Origin of the sequence: uncultured Shewanella sp. (genome assembly GCF_947497935.1) — a bacterium.
Classification (GTDB): domain Bacteria; phylum Pseudomonadota; class Gammaproteobacteria; order Enterobacterales; family Shewanellaceae; genus Shewanella.
Map to the genome: position 1 here is coordinate 305,798 of NZ_CANMIO010000005.1, position 18,642 is coordinate 324,439.

Here is an 18,642-nt window from a genome sequence, read left to right on the forward strand (position 1 = left end):
TGAAGTCTATTTAGACGAATTCTAATAGACACTCAGGCAGAGTTATCTGTGCAAACTCACACGGCGTTATACCAGTCAGTTTAAGAAGTTGATCGACTCAGAGCGTTTTTTGGCAAACTAATTCAAGGCGAATAACTGAAAGAATGGCCATTCCCTTGTGAGGTTATTCAACACAGAAGCAAGCAGCCAAAACCACTCCAGAATAGCGACCAAATCTTTCTACTACTTGGTATTACTTATCCACAACAAGGTTAACAACTTACCATCAGGACTAAAGATGGACAATGAGCCTTTTGAGTATAGAACTTGAAAGTTTTGATGTTTGCATGCTAGTTAGTTGGTGATTAATGGTTGATTATCGATGGTTATTGAAACTCTTACACTTTACATAACAAGCTCACGCCGAAGTTAGAGCTAAAGCCAATAAGCTTAAGCCTCCCATGTGGCGGCTAAGCAATAACCGACTCATTAACTCCATCAATAATTTATAATTTAGAGTGCCAACTCAAAATACTCACAGTTTGCTGGCACCTGCTGTTGTTCAGACCAAGGAGCATGGCCAATGGCGACATTTTGCAAAACCCGTAGCCACTCCCCATGACCAATCACGACCAAGGTATTGACTCCAAGCGACTCTATACTGGCAAAGAAGCGCTCTACTCTCGCTAATACTGCTGTGGCTGACTCGGCATTTTTGATGGCGATATGATTTGCATTAAAACGCGCATCATAAGCTTGCCATAGCTGCGGATTTAGCTCCTCTTGTCTTAGCAGGCCTTGCAGCTCACCGAAGCATCTTTCTCGTAATAAGGCATTGAGCTTAATGGGCACATTCAAGTGCTCATTAACCAATTCAGCCGTCGATATGGCTCGGCCAAGATCGCTCGATATTATAAGCTCAGGCCGAAACGGCACCAGATGATGCCCTAGTTGCTTTGCTTGCTGCACACCTTCTGCAGTAAGTTCACTGTCGAGGTGGCCCTGTAACTTGCCAAGTTTATTCCACTGCGTCTCGCCGTGACGGCAAAAGAGGATTTTCATACTATTGTGACTTCCTAGAAACCTGAACGAATGAATCACTATTAGCGTGATTGACCGCCTCTTCCAGCACCTCTGTTAGCCTGGTCCATTGGGTTTCATCTGCGGGTAATCCAAATCTTATCCCGTCTTGCTCATCGGTCAGTCGAGCCAAAACCTTATGGTTACAGAGAAACTGGAACCATTCAGGGGCGGAAGATAAGTAAAGGGTCTGAAATAACGCTGTACCGACGATACCTCCCGGTAACAGGGATAACAATTTAGCGAGCCGATTGCTGGCCAAAACTAAGCGCTCTTTTTGCATCTGTTGCCAATGATTATCACTAAACGCCTGAGTGCAGACATGCCTTGCTGGGCCATTTAGGCACCAAGGGCCGAGGTGAGTCTGAAGCGCTAGCTGGATATTTTTCGGTGCAAATACAAAGCCAGCCCTTATCCCAGCCAGTCCAAAGAATTTGCCTACTGAACGAAGCACGATCAAGTTATCAATGCCTGAACCGACTAGGCTCTGTTCGGGCGTCATATCCATAAAAGCTTCATCAACAAGCAGAAAGGCATCACGACTTTTAAGTAGATCTAACCAAGTGCTAAGTTGGGCTTTTGGTATTAGGCAAGCTGTGGGGTTATTGGGATTAATAACGACTAATGCATCACATCGCTGAATTTGTTCTACTGTCGGATAGGCTGGACTGCTGTCATTTGTGCTTTCATCTTTACTAGCATAGCTGTTCGCATCGCCTTCTCGCTCTAAATCAAAACCCAAGTTAGCAGAGACGTGTTCCTCCTCAGTTAACCGAGTGACATCGCATCCATAGTATTCAACCTGCCAGCCCTGCGTGCGCCAAGCTCGTTCATGCTCCTTGTAACCTACCTTTGGTAACAGCACAACACCCGGCCCGCCGCGCTGAGCGGCTAACACACTAGGTAAGGCCTGAATTGCAGCCTGAGAACCAGATACAGGTAAGGCGTTGTGTCCACCATAATATTGGTCAGCAGCAGCGATTAAGCCATCTTCCTCTTCCGGTAAACGGTTCCAACAGGCAACGGGAATTTCTGGGATTGGATAATGCCAAGGACTCACGCCCGTTGATAAATCTAACCAATCTTGTGCATCGCCACCAAACTCACTGATTGCACTTCGTAGTCGGCCACCATGGTGTAAAAGGCTCATATTCTAGATACCACTTATAAAATATTCATTAATACTGCCAGTAGCAACAAGGCAATAATCCAATATATAGCGCTTAACCAGACAAGGTTTGCAGCCCTATTAATATCTTTTGCCTCTGCGGGACGGCCTTGTCCTAATACTGGTTTATCACATATATAGCCGTCATATTCTGCCGCGCCGCCCATGGTAATATTTAAGCTACCAGCACCCGCAGCCATCACAACTCCGCCGTTTGGACTAGCACATTTCGGTGCTTGCACACGCCAACATTTAAGCGCTATCACCGTTTTACCACCGAGGGCATAAGCCATAGCACACAAACGTGCGGGAATAAAATTCAGTAAATCATCGAGTTTTGCCGCACACCAACCAAACTCAAGATAGGTTTGGTTTTTATAACCCCACATGGCATCTAAGGTATTACTAAATCGATATAGCAAAGCACCGACCGGGCCTGCGACAGTAAACCAAAACAGCGCCCCAAAAACGGCATCATTACCATTTTCGAGCACCGACTCGAGCGTGGCATTAACCACCTGCTGTTCTGTTAGGTTTTCAGTTTTACGGCTAACGATCATGCTAACTTTGTGCCTAGCAAGAATTAAATCGCCAAGCTTAAGTGCGTCACCTACTGCATTACCATGCTCTGATAGACTTCGCGCACCGATAACAAAATACAGTACCAGTACATCTAACCACCAAAGTCGCGGCAGTAATAACAAAGGCAATAACGGCAACAACACTAGAGATACGGCTAAAATGCCTCTGGATTTTGTTGATCGCCACAGCTTCAGTTTAATCCAACTCGCATAACGGCCAAGCCCCACTAGGGGATGAAAACGGGGGATTTCACCCACTAGTTTATCGAGTAGTAGCGCAAGGGAAATTATCCCTGCGCTATAAAGTGGATCAAGCAACATAAGAGTATCGCTCCCACTTCTGCTGAATCTCTGCGGCAAAATGCCCCGTAGCGGCTAAATATAAGTGCCAAGATATGAAGCTACTTACTATCGTTCTATGGCTAATGGCGAACAGGGCTGTTTGTATCGCGCCAACAATTACGGCGTAGAAAGATAGACCAGTACCTAGGTCAACATTTGAATAGTGATTCATTGATAGTTCTGCATCATAAATAACCCAACGGATAAAAGATGCTGAAAACAGGGGCGAAACACACGCGTGAGCAACAGATGCGTGAATTTACAAAACCGAGAGCGCCCGCCCAGTTTTACAGCTTTGACTATCAAGGTGGGTACTCTGACTTCAAGCTTTCACTTTGCACTTTTTTACTAGAGCCCGTGATGGCTAACTGGATAAGAAAATGAAAATGTGCCGGTTACAGTTGCGGGTACAGTCCGGAAATTTCATCCGATTCCCCCATTAGCCTTACGGCTCCTTGCTAACGTAATATTTTATAATAAAAACGGTCGGTTAATCACTGTTACTTTCAACAGTAAAATTCATTCAAACCACTCAGTGAGATCTGAGTCACCGTTTTAAGCCTATTAATTTTGAGCTGGGTAGGCAGTAGGAAAATCAACAATCAAACAAAAAAAATCAGGTGAGTTTCATACGATTATAGTGCTCAGTTTAACTAAGCTAAGGTTAAACTGAACGCTTTAAATTATTTTATTAATACAAGCTAAAGAAGAGGTGCCAATCGTTTTGCTGAAGATTTTACACTTTTACTGCAACTGCTCACCTCACCCTTTAAAGCTAAAATATAATAACTTCCTGAGACCTCAAAGCGGAGCATAACTCCCCCTTTTTCAGCGTTATACAGAGGTACGAGTTCCAAATCCAGCTCTAGTTGAATAAATTGTTTTGCAATAGGACAACTAACACCTAACAGCTCACTACTAGTCGCTACCACGAGAGGCTTATCAGCTTGGTATAAATAACTTTCACATTGGGTTTGCTCTTTAATATTATTCATCTCTTCTTGCAATATAGGGTCAGTCATCAGTTGTTGTGCACTTTTTTCCTCCAACAATGGAGCGCCTGCTTGCACGGCATATGGATAGAAAAGTACCGAGCCCAATAATGCAACGCTGATATATTTAAACTTGAACATATAGTATTCCTATAAAAGTATTATCTTATATAGCTGTATGATGGAGGTTACTCCCCCTAAGTGAGCCTATTGGCCCCTGATAACTTCCAGAGTCTATAATAATAAATAGCTATTTTTCGCTGTTACATTTAACAGTAAAATTCATTTTACTTACTCAATGCGAACTGGCTCACCTATTTTAATTAATACGAAGGCCGCTCATCGAAATAGCTTTTAGTCACCGATAAAAATTAAATAAAATACAATGAAACATAAAAAAACCGAGAATAGATGCCTCTATTCTCGGTAAAGATGGGAGCAAGTTTAATGAAACTTACTTTTTTTAGCTCGTGCACTTAAAAATGCCGCTCTTAAACAGCATTTAAAAGCGCCTTGCTTTTTTATATGATCATTTTTGTGTACCACACTCAGTTACAGCTAGTATGCCTTGCAGGGACGACAATAGCGCAGCCTCGTGAGTTACAGATCATTGCATCAAAAACGATACTGCACAGTTGCAAGTATTAAATGGGCTTTGTAATTATGATCTAACAGACCAAGCGTCGTTAACCCAGTCGGGCCTGTTCCAGGGTAATAATCAACTGGTAGTTGAGTATCATCGCTGTCTTCATAGGCTTCAAACTCATAACGTAGTCCAACAACAAACTTCTGATTAATAGCATAATTTACGTATAAGTTTGCGTGATGACTTGTCGACTCATACATGCCAAACACATCATTGCCATCGAGGTAGCTGTCACTGAATGAGATAGCGAAATTGTAGTCACCACCAATGGTGATCCCCGCATCTTTAAAGCCGCTATAGGTAAAGCCAGCGCCAACAAAACCAAACTCTTCATTGGTATCAGCAGCCCAGTAGCCGATATATTGACTCTTGCTACTTGCTTGTTGATTATCTAACCATTGATAACCACCGTCTGAACTCAGTAACAAGTCCTTAGTTACCTGCCAGCTTAGGCCTAAATCAAAACCATAATTGTTCGATTCAGTTAAACCTATGCTCGAATTGGTGTAGTCATCAAGCGAATAGTAGCCATGTGCGCTAATGGCAATACTGTCGATTGGCGTATGCGTAACAAATACTTCTGCTTTGCTGCTCTTTTTGTCCGCTAGATAATATTTACGCATTAACTGATCTTCAGAGCCATTAACCGCGTCGTTATACAAGAACTGCGAACCGCCCTTATCTGCATAACTGCCTTTTACACGTAGATCCCACATGTCAAAGCCAGTCGCGCGCCATTGGGCCCAGAAGATGTTGTCATCGGTTTCTTCACGGTCTTGATTCGTACGCTCTGTTTCAATGCGATCATAGCCCACTTCAATGCGTTGACCCGCCATTAGCTGGTAGTTTGCACTGAGTTTGTAAGCACTGCGAGTTGTGTCATATGGCGTATTTTGAACAAGCTCTCCAGTCACACCATCGATACTTACCTGCTCATATTCATGAAGATCTGTGTTGTTATCTCGATCTGAATAATCTACCGATGCATTAAGACGAAGTCCTTTCATTACGCGACTAGAGAACTTTAGGTTGGCATCTAAGGTGTCAACCTCAGCATCGGCGCCTAGGTTACCGTCAGCAACACCTGTTAAGGTGATAAAATCACCATCTTGGCTCATATTACCGCTGGCCACGCGCCCTGCGATATAACTACGGTCAAAGATATAATTTCCTTGCAGAGTCACAAAGTGGGCTTGGTTATCAACAGCTTGAGCCGCATCAGCAAAACCAGGCTGCTCGATTGACAGTTTATCGATGTTATTGTCAAACCAACTGCCGTTATAACTTAACTCAGTGAACCAATTGACTCCCTTAAGGTTAATGCCGGCACGTAAGTTTTGCGTTGTGTGATCGACTGGCGCTGCAATGTTAATCGCATCAATGCTGCCGTTTGTCATGCTGCTGCGCTGCTTACCGGTTTTATCTTCAGTACTCATGGCCACATAGCTACCAAAGCGGTTATGACTAAAGTCTGCTTCAAGAGTAAACTTTTGACGTTCAAGGGCTAACTCTTGAGTGGTTAACCGCTGTTGCTCAATCAAGTTGCCACCATTGGCTAACCAACGACTTTGAGCATTGTCAGCATCATACTGATTACTTGCTTGATAGCCCGCTTCAACACTCCACTGACCTAAACGGCCAGTTTTTAATTTAGCTAACGCTTGCTCGCTGCCCAGTCCATCAGCGTAGACCTTGGTGCGGTAGCCATTATTATTCATCACCGTATCGGCATTAACACCAACAGCAAAGCCATCGGTATAGCGTAGGCTGTTAGCTGCGTGGTCATCATCACTGTCTAACATGCCCGCTTCTAAGCTAACACTGCCTAACACCTGCGAAGGACTCACACACTTACTGCACTTCCAGCTGCTTTCTTGTTTCGCAGATTTTGCGGCTGTGACACCGAAATCGAAGGCACTTGCCCCACTACTGATAGTCGCTAATGCTAAGGCGACGATACTTAATTTGAATTTCATATACTTGTCCCCTTAGAACTGAAAGGCTTTGCCAGATGGATTGTTCGAACCATGAATTTGGCTATGGCAATTTAAGCAACCTTGGCCGCCAGTTTGAATACTTTGATTATCACCAGGTGCTGTTGACGCATGAGCGTCACCGGCGTGGCATTGCTTACACAACATAGGGACTCGAGATTTCAGCAAGTCGGCATTAACACTGCCATGAGCATCATGACAATTTGCACAATTCTCCATCACTGGCGCATGTTCCCATAAGAATGGACCGCGTTTTTCAGCATGGCACTCATAGCAAGTTTGGTTGGTATCAAAACCTTTAAGTTCATGCTCGCTCATACTGCCATGTGGGTTGTGGCAATCGCTACACACCATGGTGCCCCATTTCAATGGATGAGCACTGCGCTTGTTCATGTCAGCTTTAGCTTTAGTGTGACAGCTCACGCAAGTGTCTACTTGCAGGCTTGGATTCATGACAGGATCTTGAGCAACGTGGATCTCGTGGCAACTCACACAACTCACATCTTGCTCTGCGTGTAAAGAGGTGTGCCACGCCATTTGAGCAGTGTCGTTATGGCAGGCAGTACAAACTGAATCCTGCATCTGCGCGGTTAATGGTGAATTTTCACCAAAACTAACCATAGGTTCGTTCTTGCCTTTGTGCTTTCCTTGCGGACCATGACACGCTTCACATTGAAGACCCGCCATTGGGCCCTTACTGCCCGCTTGACCATGCACGCTGTCGAAGATGGCCATCACTTTATCAGAGCGTTTGTGACACATAATGCATGTGTCTGCACCCTTCTTAGAGTAATTCCCCTCTTCAAATTTTTTCATTAACGTATCGAGAGGATCGGCTGCGACCCCCGTAGATACTCCAGATAAAAGCACGAGCACCACACCCATAACATTAAATATTTTCATCATCATCTGCCGTAAAGTTTTTTAATTATTAAAATCTAACTAACTGAAATATAGTTATTTCAGCCTAAGGCTAGAGGATTAAAGAAATATATACTCTATGATTTATGACAGCTTTTGCCAAAGTGTTAACTATGCTGTTAAATATTTTCACAGCTAGTAGTTGCTGCGATATTGACACAGTTTTTACACCTTTGGCAGTTATGCACTGTAGAGCAATTATCTACAGATAAAGCGCTATAACCGTTTGCCACAAATCAAAAAATAATATGACTTAACCTCTAAATATTCCGCGGCTTAGCACTCTAAAAAGTTGCTGAGCCGCTCGAATTAATCCCAGCGAAAACTGCGGCTCGCCGCCCCTAAGCAGACGAGGATAATCGCAACCAAAAATAGTAGGTGATCACCAATATCGAAGAAGCCTGCACCATCAATAATCACAGCGCGATTGGCATCATTCATATGTGTTAGGGGTAAGCAGTCAGCTAGGAAACGGACCCATGGTGTACTCCCTTCAAGAGAGAACCAGATCCCAGATAGAAACATCATCGGCCAAGAAATCACGTTTAGCAGGCCATTACACAACTCATCCGAACACGTACGGCTGGCAACCAACAAACCGATACTGATCATCGCGGCGCTGCCTAACAGGGTATTGAGAACTAATAACAAGACATTGCCTTGAGAGCGGATATCAAACATCAATGCGATCACCGCAAATACAATAATCGCTGATAATACCGTTGCGCCTAGGCGAGAGAGCAGCTGCGATGCCAAAAATTGCCACGCTGATAAAGGGGTCACTTTAAGGCGCTTTAATACGCCCGTTCTGCGATATCTCACCACGACATATCCCACACCATAGAGGGCAGAAAACATCATGTTCATCCCGATAATGCCGGGCAGTAGCCATTCAACATGTCGAACAGCCTTACCTGTGATCGCACTCTTTTGTAATTCCGGCAGCTTCCCCAAGATCACTTGCTCTAAAATGTAGCCTTGAGCACTGTCAGGGTTGACCCAGTAGTTATCACCACTGACTAAACCATCAATTAGATGACGAGAAACCTTGTGCTTCGCCTCTTCTAAATCTTGGTAATAAATGATTTCAATATGCTTAATCGATTTCAGCGTATCTAGCTGCGCCGAATAACCAGTAGCGTCACCATAAACGCCAACTTGATACAAGGTTGAATTATCATCGTCAAAAACCAGCACCAGCGCCACGACTATGATAATTGGGAATAGCAGTGACCAGCCTAAGGCGGAGCGGTCTCTAAAAAACTCAATGTTACGCGCACTGATCAGTGCAAACAGTGCATTCATATACGAAGCTCATTACCGGTTAACTTTAAGAAGAGATCTTCAAGATTAGGTTTACGTATGGCCATACCATTGGCAGCAGATGTGTTCATACTAAGCGCAGGTAAAAGATCGTTAAAAGAGTGACATTCTACCCGCGTTCGCCCTGCACATTGGCTTAAGCGAACGGGAAGTGCACCGAAGTCTTGCTGCGAGTAAATACCATCAAGCTCGACAATTTGTGGTAGGAAATTATCCCCCAGCAAAGCTGCTGGTGTCCCCTCTGCGATAAACTCCCCCCTGTCCATAATCGCAATCCGATCACACAGTTGCTCAGCTTCTTCCATGTAATGCGTGGTAAGAATGATGGTTTTACCTTGCTGTTTTATCTCTCTAACTAACTGCCAAAAGTGCAATCTAGCTTGGGGATCTAGCCCTGTTGTGGGTTCATCGAGAAACAGTAAGGTAGGATCGTTTATCAAGCTCAGCGCAAGTAACAGGCGCTGTTTCTGACCTCCAGACAGGTTGTAATGTAATTTGTCGGCAATCTCGGTAAGCTGACACTGGTGTATCAGGTGTGCGATAGGCATGTGACTCTGATAAAAGCTGGCAAATAGCTTGAGGCAATCAGATACAGTCAGGTAATCGGGCAAGGTTGTCGACTGAAACTGAATGCCGACCTCTTGCTTAAAGTTTTTCCCGATAGGCAGGCCTCGGTACAGCACTTGACCTTGAGTTGGCTTTAACAAGCCTTCAAGGATCTCCAGCGTTGTAGACTTTCCGGCGCCATTAGGGCCTAGTAAGCCATAACACTCACCCGCCTGAATATCTAAACTTATGTTATTGACCGCAGTAAAATCACCGTAACGGTGAGTTAGGTCACGCACACTCAATAATACTGACAATACAACCTCGAGATTGCTAATAAGGGTTTGTATTGTCTGCAGTGTTCTTATAAAAAACACTGGGGTTTTTAACAGACTTTTATTCTTAGATTCATATTTGTGTGCTGGTACGCAAACCTGTTTTGACTCACTTGTCTTTATTGAAGATCTGCTCATGATCGCTACATATTCGTAATCTCGAGATTTACCATGCGCCTACTTAAGATCTTACTCTTAGCTTCACTGCTACTGGGTCCGCAATTTGCCTTCAGTGCGGACAAACAGTCACTTAGAATTGTTTCACTCGCACCTAACTGGAGCCATACTGTGGCAGAGATTGGTGCAATAGATGACTTAGTGGGTGTGACAAGTTATGCGCGTTTTCCAGCAGAAGTCCCCTTACGTGTTAAACAAAAGCGGATTGCCGTAGTTGGCGGATTCACCGATATCACTGTTGATAACGTCACACGCTTAAACCCCGATCTAGTACTCACCGCCACCAGTTTACAACTTGGCTTAAAAGCCAAATTCGAAGCACTAGGTTATTCGGTGATCCATATGGAAGAGTCCAGCCTTGAGGAGGTGTACCACAAGATAGATTTATTAGGGGACGCCATCGGGCATCAAGCACAAGCAGACGAACTAGTAACATCGATTCGAAGTGAATTAAATGAAATCGCAGTCCACTACCGAGCTCAACCGTCACCAAAAGTCTACTACGAGATTAATTACTTCTATAAATGTGTCCCAGGTAAACATTCCTATATGACAGAGTTACTTAAACTTGTTGGCGCAACGCCTATCTTCGCCGAGCGTGAAGGCATAGCACCTATGGTGAGCTGGACCGAGGTCGTCAAAGCCAACCCTGATGTGATCTTACTGCCAATGTGGCCAGATGCCACAGGCCCAATATTTCAAGGCCCAGAAGCTGGGAGCGGAACAACGACAATAAACGAAGTAAAGAGCCGTGAAGGTGCGGCTAAGGTCAATGCGGTAACCAATGACGCGGTGAGATTTATCGACTCTGCCGTCACCAAACAAGCAGGCCCTAGTATCCCTCAAGCAGCCAAACTGTTGGCTGAAGCGATTTATGGGCCGAAGCAAAACAAATAAACCAACGTGTAAACATTGATATAATTCAAAGTTACAGCAAATACACAGTAGAAGAATCAAGCTGATATTGGGTTCACCTCCTTCTACTGTTAGTCTGCTAATCTATTCAACTCACATACAAATCTTCTATGCATCAGATCACCCTAGACGACATTAAATTGATCAATCAAATTGCGCGTCTCGGCAGTTTTGCTCGTGCAGCAGATTCACTGCAGCTATTACGCCCCAACGTCACACGTCGAGTTAAACAGCTAGAAGGTCATCTTGGTGTCATCCTGTTCCATCGCTCAACCCGAAAGCTAACCTTAACTCATGAAGGAAAGGCCTTTATGGAGCATAGTCTCTCTATCGAAGAGCGCTGGGCAACGGCCATAGAGCAGATGAAAGTTGCTGGAGTTGAGCCTGCAGGAACCCTTAGAATAAGTGCACTGGGTTTATTCAATCGGCTTCTCGCTGGCCCAGTGCTTTCACGCTTTATGGAAGCTTACCCAAGTATTCGACTTGAAATGAAATCCACCTGGGCAGCTCCAGATGCGACTAAATTTGATGTCGACATCATGTTCAACACTAAGCCTATTGATGATAAAAGCTTTATCTGTGAGCCTCTAACTCTATCCTATAGAGACTTCTATGCGAGCCCTGTATACCTTGCGCGTAAAGGCTCACCAAAATCTATTGAAGACTTTAGTCTGCATAACCTTATCGCATTGAACTATACCGATTTAGCTGAGGGTGAATGGCTTTGGCAGGACGGTGATGACAAGAAGCTGCTTCAAGTAGAGAGTCAGTTATACCTCGATGAAGCTGAAGCCGCTTTAAAAATGACACTCTTAGGCCATGGGATCTGTTGGCTACCGGACTTTTTCTGCCATGAACATGTCGCCAGTGGCGAACTAGTCCCCCTGTTTGATCGCCGCCACGCAAGTCTTGGTCCTCTTTGGGCTATTTATCCTAGAACGCCCTACGAAAACCAAAGATTGAGACTGTTTATTGATATGGTCAAACAAAGTGAATTAATGGGTAAACCTGCCCCCATTAAGCCTGACAAATGTGCAAGATGCTAAGTTTACGCGTTTGCCATAGGCGTTGTTCAACACCTATGGCGCTGATTTTGAAAGTATCGCAGTACTGTACAAACACCTGTCGAGTTTATTGCTTATATTAGATCAGCTGTAGCTGAGTCGCCCTATATACCAATTGCGTCGTTGTGAAGCTTCCTAGGGATTGTTTCAATGAATTCAAATGGTAATTAATTCCCCCCGCACTCAATCTAAGCTGGCTCGATATTTCACTTCTAGTGTGCCCTAATACCATTAATTTCAGTATATAGACCGACATAGGACTGACGATATTGTAATCGAGCAGCGGGTTAATCTCTTTAGAAAGTTCAATTGAGATATCTCGCTGAACTTGAACGAGTTTTTCTTTCAAAACCTCTAATTTTAATAAATTAACCTCGCCCTGCTGTTCAGCCATTAATAGCGTAAATCGTCCTCTGAATTCAGTTGTTAACGGACACCGGACGGTAATCGATACCAAACTGGCCACCCCTGCATGTTCAAGGGCCCGGTTCATAAGCATTGTTAGTTCATTCATCGGCCAAAAGTAGATCTCATTTTGCCAAATACCTTCCATTACATGCTTTAATTTTGGGTAATGTTCCATCTGCTGGTACCAAAGTGCGATGCTCGAACTGCTACTAGCGTAAAGTCGGCGCCTTCTTACAAAACGCCTGATTGCAGTGCTTCGACTCTTCGATAGGGGAGACCAATTGTCTGGGTGAGCTATATCATAGCAATACCAGATCCCTTTGAGTCCTAGCTCTTCACGTAAGCTATCAAGAATATAATTTGGAAATTCCTGTTTGCACTTGCGACCGACAACCTTATTTCTCGGGTCGTTTTTGATTAGGGCAATAGTCGCGTTCATGTCTGCATTTGAATGCTTATTAATGTGCAAGTCCACGCTAGTAACTCGTGGTCATTTCAAGACGGAAAACTCGGCGATCCTTAGCCTCAATACGCTCAATGACTTGTGTAATTAAGTCTAATGGCAATGCAGAACTGATCAGCTCAAGTTGTTGTTGAGCCCTAGTGAAATTGCCTAGTTGACGATAAATTTCAACAGCCATCAAAGCCTCTGAAGTGGCCGCCATGTCCAACTGCTCCAGTAGCCTTGTAAGGTTACTAGCCTCAACATCACTCCATTGAATGCATTTTTCATTGAGTCGATATGCATGATTACTGCGCTGCCATAACTTTTGTCGAATATACAGCTGATGTTCGGAGGGCGTTGCGCCATTTTCAATCAGCCAAGCAAGCATCTGCGGTTCAGTTAGCGCGCTATACTCCTTAGCATCAATTGGATTATCACAGGCTATCAGTTCTGGGATCCAAACTGTACTTTGGCAATGACCACAACTGGCAACTAAAATAGGCTCGGGAACCATAGGGCTATCGAAGTAGCCATCACTCCATAAATCCGCATGGCGGCCATCGACACTGATCATTGGGTGATGAGATAAAGCTTTATTACAATGATTGCAGCTTAAGTAAGTAACATGTCCAAATTTCACTTTATGATCTCCAAGATTTTTCAAAGTTAATAATGACTCGTGAAGTAAAATCATCAGCAAGTAGCTGCTCAACAGATTCGATAAAAAATAAACCTATAAGTACAAGGGTGGTGATACTTAACACTTTGCTAATTACGCTTGAATCATCGCGGTTTCGCTGTCTAGACATAGCCGTTCCTTAAAAATGTGTGCTCAGGCAATAGAATGAGCAGGCATAAATACTTAATCTGAAATTGATTAGCTAAATTGCTTTTTAAAACGGTTTAGTGCCTTTCTTCTTAGTTTGACTGACTCGTTAATAATCAGCCCTACAGGACAAAAATATCGACACCAGAAATCTGGAATGAAACACGCGCCAAACAATGACAATGGCAAGATATACCATTGCAATCCAACGCCTTCCAAAGCGAACATCATAGAAAAAGGTTCATAGCTGCCCAAAGCCGGATGCCCTGAAAGAAAAATAAGCATGAATGCAGTCCAAATCATTAATAAAATAAAGCTACGTCCATGCTTAATTAACCACTTAGGCACCTTCATATTAATGCCCGTTATCCTGTGTAGCAGTGATTGCACCGCAGCATATGGACAAAGCTTATTGCAATAGAGGTTACGCCCCATCAAGACAATGCCAATAACAATAGTGCCCATTAAGATCCACCAGATAGGGTGTTGTTTGAGCCCCGGGAAATACCCCAAGAAAAGACCGGCAAAGCTACCCACGCTTAGTGATGCATTGGTATAAAACCCGACGAAGATCAAAGCGGCTATTGGCAATATAACTTTCAGAGAATTAATAAATTTATGCTTGCTCTTAAGACTAATAACCAGGGTTATTGCAACCAGTAAAAGCATGCCTAATTCTTGCCAGCCAAATCCCCAAGGGTCGTCGGTCCACGTAGGAGCTAAACCCAATTTATCGGTCGCCATAACATGTACCGAGCTACGCATTGCCTGACTTACAGCCCTTGCTGTGACTGTTGCACCTGAATAAGCGTCAACCCCCTGCCCGAGTAAGAAATCATCGGATACAGATCGATCATTTAGTTGACGGAAGAACTGTTTCTTCACTAAACGTTCCACATATGGCGGTGTTTCTTTATGGGCAAGTAAGCGAACGTCTTGGGTTATTACTCCTGATGCCGTTTCACGTAGCGATGTTGCCACCACTAATGGTCCACCATAACCTTGTGCCGTACCAACAACGATCCACTTGCGCTCGTCTTCCGTTACGGTTTTTAAATCTGTGGATTTAACATCATAGAGGAATAGATCCCCGTTATCCGTTACAGACTTTTGCAAGTGGCTATCTGCAAATGCCTGCTGAAGTAACTCATCGTAATCGACTTGATTACTCACATGGCCTATGACAAAGGCTGCAGCAAGGCTAAGCCAGGCGAACGCTTTTATATAAGGAAAGAGGTTAAATTTCATGTTTGCTATAGCTCAGATTTTAATAGGGAGTAAGGAACGGATCGCTAAGCGCCATCCGTCCCATAAAGACTTAGGTGCTAAAACCTAAACCCTTTAGGTACAAATTTCCGCCAGATCAAGGCCATAAGTAGCAGTGCTGGCATACAAAATATCGCTAAGCCTAGTGCGCCAGATTGCGGAATGTCTTCAACAAAGGAACTCCCAGCCCAAGCGAGCCCAAATAAGAAAAGTAGACCACCACCAATCATTCCTGCCCAGGCAAACCAAGGCATTGAGATTTTAATAGACATGTAAGCCATGGCAAATACGCCAACAGTGAACATGACTCCTAGTATGAAAAATTCAAGCAATTCCATGTGTTACTCCTTAAGATTGGCCTACGGCACCGAATACATTACGGCTTGTTGGGTTAACACGCATCCCCTCACCTGTATTCCAGAACTTAGTCACTTTGGTAGGATCCTCAGTCGCACCGTAACCAAAGGCTGGATGCATCTTTGACATAGCGCTATGCAGTACTGAGGGAATAAATGGATTAGCTGCAACTATCATCCAGTGATGCCAGAAATCAGGCTCATTAAAGGTACAAGCTGCAATACAGGCGCCACAGTCACTGTCACTCTCAAGCCAATAGTCAAAACATTTCTTTGAGTCACCGTGGAATTTCTTAATCCCCTCATGATTACTCCAGCTGTAGCCCGGTTGTTCTGAATGTTCACCTGCGAATTTAAAGGTAGGTTCATCATCCATAGAAACCGCATCGGATGGGCAAGCGTGGGCACATTCTTTACAGCTCTTGCAGAACTCTTCTATCCCCCATGAGTGTGGTTCGTCATATTCCACAAATTCAAAGTCAGTGTAGACTTTACACAAGCGAATTCGTGGCCCGTAACCTGGTACAATTAAGCTACCAAAACGAGAACCTTCACCCAAGCCTGCGGAGATTGCATATGCCACGTTGTTACCTAAATCATTACCCGAGGCAACGGCATGATAACCAAGACCGCGGATAAACTTGGCCATTTGTGAAGCCAATGTCGCCATCTTGGTATAACCGTCACCCACTGTGCCACCCGAGGTAAAAGAAGGTGCCGACGCCATGTTGTCGTAGTCCATAGGGACAGCCATGACAATGACGCTTTTCGGCTCAAACGGAAAGTCCTTCTCCCACGACATTTCCTTTTCTACTGGCTTAAACTCTTCGATTAACGCCTGCATAGCAACCGCCATCTCAGCTTGTCCCTCTAACTTATGGATCTTACGGTTATGTAGCTCTTCAAACATCTCTTTTGAGGGGCCGGCATGATAAATCGGGTCATAGTCCCAGCGCTTATCGCGTCGCGTAATACCACAACGTGCGGCACCAAATAGACGGGCAGCGCTGCGAATAGCGTTAGCTGCTTGATGCTGAGTTTCAAACTTATATTGCTCGTGCTCTACATCTGACTGATCCCAAGAATAAAATACCGTCTGTGGCACACCAAAAGCGCCGAGACGTAGATCCCATTTAAAACCGGGTAGCCAAGATGCATGGGAAAGTGAACGATCTAACTGAGTGAAGCCGATGCGTGAATTGTCCCAACCTTTTTCTTCGAAACGTGGTACTTGCAACTGGAAGTTATAATTGGGATTCCCCTTAACTAAACGCCCAAATTGCTCGTTTATCTCTGGTCGTCTGAGCATTTGAGACGGACTCGCAGCATAAGAGAACATCAAGTTTTCTCCACGAAACGGCTTGAAATCATCCGCTAAAATAGGCCACTGTTTATTGACGCTTCCCTCAATCGCCATTCGCCCAGCACCATAAACTCCTATCCCCGCAGCCAGTACCGCTCCCCCACCAATAGCTGCACGTTTGAACAATTTACGGCGCTCAGGATTATCAAGCTCATCAGTGTCATGTGAGACTGAATGTTCATTCTCTCGATATCGACTTTCGGTCATTATACTCTCCAGCTTTATTTGTAAGTTGTTAATACAAAACAACTTACGCTTGTAATTAACTATGTTGGCCGAGTATATGTGAGTGAAATTAAGAGAAATATAGGATCTAAGGAAACTGATTATTTCCGATTTGATAACTTAAGAAATGAAACTGATACAACCCTGAACCAGATTGGGTTTTAGTGTTGGTATCGATATAAAGATGTACGGAATCAATATATGCTTTTGTGAACTAGCTTGCGTTTATCAACCTCTTCCCGTTACTAAAATATGCTGAGGCGCTTGGGTTTCTTGACTGATATACACGTTAAAATTAGAGCAAGATCACAACTACTATTTCGTCAAAAAAACCTAACAGATCCATTAAGGTTTTAGAAAAAAAGATCATCAACAGCAGCTCTATTCCATGCTGTTTAACGGCACTTGTATTACGCAACTTAATCCAATCACTAACTATAATTGTCTCTCGGATAAGAGTATGCAAGTGCTACAACTAACCGAAGTGGGCTTATCTAGTGATGAGATAGGTGAAAGGCTGGTGATTTCAGAAAGTGGCGTTAACTATCATCAAAATAAGCTTAAGGAGTTATTTAACGCAAAAAATCGCGTGCAACTAATCAGCTTTGCCCATACGTTAGGTGAATTGAAGTAACCTATTGCAGGCCTATATTTGTCCATAACACAGGGGGAATTTTGAAAGCCCCCATTAATAGCATTGCAACATGTGCCATCCTAATAATAATTAATTTTTAGCAACATAAATACAGGCATCACGAGTTACTCCTGACAGTAACTTTGTGTTATCCATGCTAGCTTTTAATCATCATTAACAGATAATGATGATTAAGATGCACAAGAAACAGCTTTCGTTGGCCTACATAACAATCACTTTAATTGATTCGTAAAAATTGGTTGCGGGAACTGGATAGCTTTCTATAACTGAATTGGCAACGACCTTCGCTACGCAGTTATAAGAAGTTGAGCCCGACGAGCTAGCAAACTGCTCCATCTCGCGACTGCATTTTACTTAACGCTAATATCTGCTTTAATATTGTAAATTTCAGGCACAAAAAAACCAGCTTTCGCTGGCCTACACATCACTCACTTTAATTGAACCGTAAAATTGATTGCGGGAGCTGGATAGCTTTCTATAACAGAATAGGCAACGACCTTCGACAAACTGTTATAAAGAGCTGAGCCCGACGAGCTACCAAACTGCTCCATCCCGCGTCCATGTTGCCTTTCGCTGTAGGAGTGAACTCACTTCTTGAAGCAACAAGAGCTTCATCCATGAATTTCAGATACAAAAAAACCAGCTTTCGCTGGCCTACATATCACTTTATTCTTTAATAAAAGAATTGGTTGCGGGAGCTGGATTTGAACCAACGACCTTCGGGTTATGAGCCCGACGAGCTACCAAACTGCTCCATCCCGCGTCCGTAATAAACGCTAATAACTGTTTTTATTCTGCTATAAAAGAATTGGCTACGAGAGCTGGATTACTTTCTATAAAAGAACTGGTAACGACCTTCGCCTAGCTTTTATAAAGAGTTGAGTCCGAGTAGCTTTTAAACTGCTCCATCCCGCGTCCGTATTTTACGTAATAACTAATTTAATTCTGCTATAAAAGAATTGGTTGCGGGAGCTGGATTTGAACCAACGACCTTCGGGTTATGAGCCCGACGAGCTACCAAACTGCTCCATCCCG

At 43.9% G+C, this 18,642-nt stretch carries 18 protein-coding genes, 1 tRNA gene and 1 riboswitch; of the genes, 3 read left to right on the forward strand and 16 right to left on the reverse strand.

Going from position 1 to position 18,642, the window contains the following annotated elements:
* Positions 1 to 492: 492 nt before the first annotated feature.
* The 9 genes from Q1A86_RS08345 to Q1A86_RS08385 all read right to left on the reverse strand — a co-directional run bounded on the left by Q1A86_RS08345 (position 493) and on the right by Q1A86_RS08385 (position 9,889).
* Entirely contained in the window at positions 493 to 1,041 is a 549-nt protein-coding gene (locus Q1A86_RS08345) for a histidine phosphatase family protein (protein WP_299805275.1), read from the reverse strand.
* Between the two features lies 1 nt (position 1,042).
* The gene (gene cobD, locus Q1A86_RS08350) at positions 1,043 to 2,209 is read right to left on the reverse strand and encodes a threonine-phosphate decarboxylase CobD (protein WP_299805277.1); all 1,167 of its coding nucleotides are present in this window, start codon (positions 2,207 to 2,209) and stop codon (positions 1,043 to 1,045) included.
* Between the two features lie 14 nt (positions 2,210 to 2,223).
* A complete protein-coding gene (gene cbiB, locus Q1A86_RS08355) occupies positions 2,224 to 3,129 on the reverse strand; it encodes an adenosylcobinamide-phosphate synthase CbiB (protein ID WP_299805280.1) in 906 nt (301 codons plus the stop codon).
* The gene (locus Q1A86_RS08360; protein WP_299805282.1) at positions 3,119 to 3,322 is read right to left on the reverse strand and encodes a hypothetical protein; all 204 of its coding nucleotides are present in this window, start codon (positions 3,320 to 3,322) and stop codon (positions 3,119 to 3,121) included. The genes cbiB and Q1A86_RS08360 overlap by 11 nt, the downstream gene beginning before the upstream one ends.
* 116 nt (positions 3,323 to 3,438) lie before the next feature.
* A riboswitch (cobalamin riboswitch) is annotated at positions 3,439 to 3,623 on the reverse strand.
* Between the two features lie 228 nt (positions 3,624 to 3,851).
* Entirely contained in the window at positions 3,852 to 4,283 is a 432-nt protein-coding gene (locus Q1A86_RS08365; RefSeq protein ID WP_299805283.1) for a hypothetical protein, read from the reverse strand.
* A gap of 474 nt (positions 4,284 to 4,757) precedes the next feature.
* On the reverse strand, positions 4,758 to 6,764 hold the full coding sequence (locus tag Q1A86_RS08370; RefSeq protein WP_299805284.1) for an MtrB/PioB family decaheme-associated outer membrane protein: 2,007 nt from the start codon (positions 6,762 to 6,764) through the stop codon (positions 4,758 to 4,760).
* Between the two features lie 12 nt (positions 6,765 to 6,776).
* Entirely contained in the window at positions 6,777 to 7,691 is a 915-nt protein-coding gene (locus tag Q1A86_RS08375) for a DmsE family decaheme c-type cytochrome (protein ID WP_299805285.1), read from the reverse strand.
* Positions 7,692 to 8,012: 321 nt separating this feature from the next.
* Positions 8,013 to 9,008: an ABC transporter permease gene (locus tag Q1A86_RS08380; protein ID WP_299805287.1), complete on the reverse strand. Its 996-nt coding sequence runs from the start codon at positions 9,006 to 9,008 to the stop codon at positions 8,013 to 8,015.
* Complete coding sequence (locus Q1A86_RS08385; protein ID WP_299805289.1) at positions 9,005 to 9,889, reverse strand: ABC transporter ATP-binding protein; 885 nt, start codon at positions 9,887 to 9,889, stop codon at positions 9,005 to 9,007. Before Q1A86_RS08385 ends, Q1A86_RS08380 begins: the two co-directional genes overlap by 4 nt.
* Positions 9,890 to 10,078: 189 nt before the next feature.
* On the opposite strand from Q1A86_RS08385, the gene Q1A86_RS08390 reads away from it, so the two are divergent.
* Together Q1A86_RS08390 and Q1A86_RS08395 are read left to right on the forward strand one after the other, a co-directional pair.
* The gene (locus Q1A86_RS08390) at positions 10,079 to 10,981 is read left to right on the forward strand and encodes an ABC transporter substrate-binding protein (protein WP_299805292.1); all 903 of its coding nucleotides are present in this window, start codon (positions 10,079 to 10,081) and stop codon (positions 10,979 to 10,981) included.
* A gap of 128 nt (positions 10,982 to 11,109) precedes the next feature.
* Positions 11,110 to 12,045 (forward strand): LysR family transcriptional regulator, encoded by a 936-nt coding sequence (locus Q1A86_RS08395; RefSeq protein WP_299805295.1) that lies wholly within the window; start codon positions 11,110 to 11,112, stop codon positions 12,043 to 12,045.
* A gap of 97 nt (positions 12,046 to 12,142) precedes the next feature.
* Here the strand turns inward: Q1A86_RS08395 and Q1A86_RS08400 are convergent, their stop codons facing one another.
* The 6 genes from Q1A86_RS08400 to Q1A86_RS08425 all read right to left on the reverse strand — a co-directional run bounded on the left by Q1A86_RS08400 (position 12,143) and on the right by Q1A86_RS08425 (position 16,934).
* Complete coding sequence (locus Q1A86_RS08400; RefSeq protein WP_299805297.1) at positions 12,143 to 12,646, reverse strand: hypothetical protein; 504 nt, start codon at positions 12,644 to 12,646, stop codon at positions 12,143 to 12,145.
* 301 nt (positions 12,647 to 12,947) lie between these two features.
* On the reverse strand, positions 12,948 to 13,556 hold the full coding sequence (locus Q1A86_RS08405) for a hypothetical protein (protein ID WP_299805299.1): 609 nt from the start codon (positions 13,554 to 13,556) through the stop codon (positions 12,948 to 12,950).
* A 1-nt stretch (position 13,557) separates the two neighbouring features.
* A complete protein-coding gene (locus Q1A86_RS08410; RefSeq protein ID WP_299805301.1) occupies positions 13,558 to 13,725 on the reverse strand; it encodes a hypothetical protein in 168 nt (55 codons plus the stop codon).
* Positions 13,726 to 13,793: 68 nt separating this feature from the next.
* On the reverse strand, positions 13,794 to 14,990 hold the full coding sequence (locus Q1A86_RS08415) for an FMN-binding protein (RefSeq protein WP_299805303.1): 1,197 nt from the start codon (positions 14,988 to 14,990) through the stop codon (positions 13,794 to 13,796).
* 77 nt (positions 14,991 to 15,067) lie between these two features.
* The gene (locus Q1A86_RS08420; protein WP_299805307.1) at positions 15,068 to 15,346 is read right to left on the reverse strand and encodes a hypothetical protein; all 279 of its coding nucleotides are present in this window, start codon (positions 15,344 to 15,346) and stop codon (positions 15,068 to 15,070) included.
* A gap of 10 nt (positions 15,347 to 15,356) precedes the next feature.
* Positions 15,357 to 16,934 (reverse strand): reductive dehalogenase, encoded by a 1,578-nt coding sequence (locus Q1A86_RS08425; RefSeq protein WP_299805310.1) that lies wholly within the window; start codon positions 16,932 to 16,934, stop codon positions 15,357 to 15,359.
* Positions 16,935 to 17,340: 406 nt separating this feature from the next.
* Here Q1A86_RS08425 and Q1A86_RS08430 point away from each other — a divergent pair, with 406 nt between their 5' ends.
* Positions 17,341 to 17,586, forward strand: a complete 246-nt coding sequence (locus Q1A86_RS08430; protein WP_299805313.1) for a helix-turn-helix transcriptional regulator — start codon at positions 17,341 to 17,343, stop codon at positions 17,584 to 17,586.
* Between the two features lie 707 nt (positions 17,587 to 18,293).
* Here Q1A86_RS08430 and Q1A86_RS08435 read toward each other — a convergent pair.
* Positions 18,294 to 18,370 (reverse strand) — tRNA-Met (locus tag Q1A86_RS08435).
* Positions 18,371 to 18,642: the final 272 nt, after the last annotated feature.

What these genes read in the sequence shown, in the direction of transcription:
- Q1A86_RS08395 (WP_299805295.1), top strand. Translation starts at nt 11,110, where the DNA reads ATGCATCAGATCACCCTAGACGACATTAAATTGATCAATCAAATTGCG.
- Q1A86_RS08420 (WP_299805307.1), bottom strand. Translation starts at nt 15,346, where the DNA reads ATGGAATTGCTTGAATTTTTCATACTAGGAGTCATGTTCACTGTTGGC.
- Q1A86_RS08430 (WP_299805313.1), top strand. Translation starts at nt 17,341, where the DNA reads ATGCTGTTTAACGGCACTTGTATTACGCAACTTAATCCAATCACTAAC.
- Q1A86_RS08375 (WP_299805285.1), bottom strand. Translation starts at nt 7,691, where the DNA reads ATGATGATGAAAATATTTAATGTTATGGGTGTGGTGCTCGTGCTTTTA.
- Q1A86_RS08345 (WP_299805275.1), bottom strand. Translation starts at nt 1,041, where the DNA reads ATGAAAATCCTCTTTTGCCGTCACGGCGAGACGCAGTGGAATAAACTT.
- Q1A86_RS08370 (WP_299805284.1), bottom strand. Translation starts at nt 6,764, where the DNA reads ATGAAATTCAAATTAAGTATCGTCGCCTTAGCATTAGCGACTATCAGT.
- Q1A86_RS08380 (WP_299805287.1), bottom strand. Translation starts at nt 9,008, where the DNA reads ATGAATGCACTGTTTGCACTGATCAGTGCGCGTAACATTGAGTTTTTT.
- Q1A86_RS08410 (WP_299805301.1), bottom strand. Translation starts at nt 13,725, where the DNA reads ATGTCTAGACAGCGAAACCGCGATGATTCAAGCGTAATTAGCAAAGTG.
- Q1A86_RS08390 (WP_299805292.1), top strand. Translation starts at nt 10,079, where the DNA reads ATGCGCCTACTTAAGATCTTACTCTTAGCTTCACTGCTACTGGGTCCG.
- Q1A86_RS08425 (WP_299805310.1), bottom strand. Translation starts at nt 16,934, where the DNA reads ATGACCGAAAGTCGATATCGAGAGAATGAACATTCAGTCTCACATGAC.
- cbiB (WP_299805280.1), bottom strand. Translation starts at nt 3,129, where the DNA reads ATGTTGCTTGATCCACTTTATAGCGCAGGGATAATTTCCCTTGCGCTA.
- Q1A86_RS08415 (WP_299805303.1), bottom strand. Translation starts at nt 14,990, where the DNA reads ATGAAATTTAACCTCTTTCCTTATATAAAAGCGTTCGCCTGGCTTAGC.
- Q1A86_RS08400 (WP_299805297.1), bottom strand. Translation starts at nt 12,646, where the DNA reads ATGGAACATTACCCAAAATTAAAGCATGTAATGGAAGGTATTTGGCAA.
- Q1A86_RS08360 (WP_299805282.1), bottom strand. Translation starts at nt 3,322, where the DNA reads ATGAATCACTATTCAAATGTTGACCTAGGTACTGGTCTATCTTTCTAC.
- cobD (WP_299805277.1), bottom strand. Translation starts at nt 2,209, where the DNA reads ATGAGCCTTTTACACCATGGTGGCCGACTACGAAGTGCAATCAGTGAG.
- Q1A86_RS08365 (WP_299805283.1), bottom strand. Translation starts at nt 4,283, where the DNA reads ATGTTCAAGTTTAAATATATCAGCGTTGCATTATTGGGCTCGGTACTT.